The sequence below is a fragment of the Nostoc sp. genome (assembly GCF_035638895.1).
In the GTDB taxonomy this organism is placed as follows: Bacteria; Cyanobacteriota; Cyanobacteriia; order Cyanobacteriales; family Nostocaceae; genus Nostoc.
Genome location: NZ_DASQZC010000382.1, coordinates 1 through 2,077, shown reverse-complemented (window position 1 = coordinate 2,077; position 2,077 = coordinate 1). Strand labels below are relative to the sequence as shown.

The 2,077-nt window shown below is 45.4% G+C and carries 1 protein-coding gene and 1 pseudogene; both read left to right on the top strand.

Annotated features, from left to right (window positions below; all coding sequences use genetic code 11):
- Positions 1-346, top strand: a pseudogene (locus VE944_RS18930) (MFS transporter); the annotation flags it as partial.
- A gap of 331 nt (positions 347-677) precedes the next feature.
- Positions 678-2,077: molybdopterin-dependent oxidoreductase (locus tag VE944_RS18925; RefSeq protein WP_324980188.1), on the top strand; the 1,400-nt coding region annotated here is incomplete at its 3' end.

Below are 2,077 nucleotides of genomic sequence, written 5' to 3'. Positions count from 1 at the left end.
CTGGCCGATTCCGCTAGCGATCGCAGTTACAATGTTTGCCGCCTACTTTGCCCAAGCTGGCTGCGGTGCAACCTACAGCATCGTACCCCTAATTAAAAAAGAAGCCACTGGACAAATTGCTGGAAATGTGGGAGCTTACGGTAATTTTGGCGGCGTAGTTTACCTGACAATTTTTAGCTTAACCGACGCTCCAACACTATTTACCACAATGGGTATAGCTGCTTTAGTTTGTGCTTTCATGTGCGCCTTCTTCCTGAAAGAACCAAAAGGTTCCTTTGCGGCTGCTTATGAAGGTGAACCACCAGAAACAGCAACTAAAAACTCTATTTTCTTAACTGAAGAATAATCAACTCAAGGATGAAGTATTAAAATTCACTATCAAATCTGAATTAGGGAACTTTACACTTCATCCTTCTATAGCAATCCTAATTCATGAAAATCTCTTTTTCTTCTCTCTGCGTCTCTGCAGTTCGATAAAAAGCTTTAAATTCCTCAAACTGCCGCTACATCTGAGAGGATGTTTTAAAAGTCGCGATTGATGTATCAAATATTTTTTACCCCTCCCTAACCCTCCCCTTTACAAGGGGAGGGAACCGGATTTTTCTTGTTTCCCACCTTTACAAGGGGGGACTAAGGGGGTAACAACGCAATCAAAATAACAAAATGGTACAACTGCCATGAGTGAATTTACCAAAACCCTTTGTCCTTACTGTGGTGTTGGCTGTGGACTAGAAGTTTCACCCCCAGCCCAACATGGCAAAGCAACTAATCGAGATAGCCAAGGAACTCCAACTTGGCGGGTGCGCGGTGATAAAGCCCATCCATCTAGTCAAGGAATGGTTTGCGTCAAAGGCGCAACGATCGCAGAATCTTTAGATAAAAATAGATTACATTACCCAATGGTGCGAGACTCCTTAGATCAAGAGTTTCGCCGCGTTAGTTGGGATGAAGCTTTTAATATCATCACGCAGCGCATTCAAACTATCCGCTTTACCCAAGGGCCAGAAGCCTTATGTATGTATGGTTCTGGCCAGTTTCAAACTGAAGATTATTACATAGCCCAGAAACTGATGAAAGGCTGTCTGGGTACTAATAATTTTGATGCCAACTCTCGCTTATGTATGTCTAGTGCGGTGTCTGGCTACATTCAAAGCTTTGGCTCAGATGGCCCGCCCTGCTGTTACGATGACTTGGAGTTAACCGACTGTGCATTTTTAATTGGTACTAATACAGCCGAATGTCACCCCATCGTTTTTAATCGGCTGGAAAAATATCACAAAAAGAACCGCAAAGTCAAAATGATTGTGGTTGATCCCCGTTGCACACCAACCGCAGAAGCTGCTGACTTGCATTTAGCCATTCGTCCCGGTACAGATATCGACTTGTTAAACGGCATCGCCCACTTGTTGATGCGCTGGAACTACATCGATACCATGTTCATGGACGACTGCACCAGTAACTTTCCAGCTTATGCTGAAGTGATTCGGCATTATCCGCCAGAAGTGGTGGCTCGTCAATGTGGAATCAGCATTGAAGATTTAGAAACAGCAGCTCGCTATTGGGGTGAATCGCAGCGAGTATTGTCTTTGTGGTCAATGGGTGTGAATCAATCGTCAGAAGGGACGGCTAAGGTCAGAACTATCATTAACCTGCACCTGATGACTGGACAGATTGGTAAACCTGGTGCTGGCCCTTTTTCCCTCACTGGTCAGCCAAACGCAATGGGAGGACGAGAAGCCGGAGGTTTGGCGCATTTATTACCGGGTTATCGGGTGGTAAAAAATCCCCAGCACCGAGCAGAAGTTGAGGAGTTTTGGGGACTTAAGCCAGGACAGATTTCGCCCAATCCCGGTTTGACTGCTTGGGATATGATTACTGGCTTGGAAGATGGCGCTGTAGAGTTACTGTGGATTGCGGCTACCAACCCAGCTGTGAGTATGCCAGATTTGGAGCGAACTAAAAAGGCATTATTGCGATCGCCTTTCACTATTTATCAAGACGCATATTATCCTACAGAAACCTCTGCTTACGCTCACGTTCTGTTACCAGCCGCCCAGTGGGGTGAAAAAACTGGTGT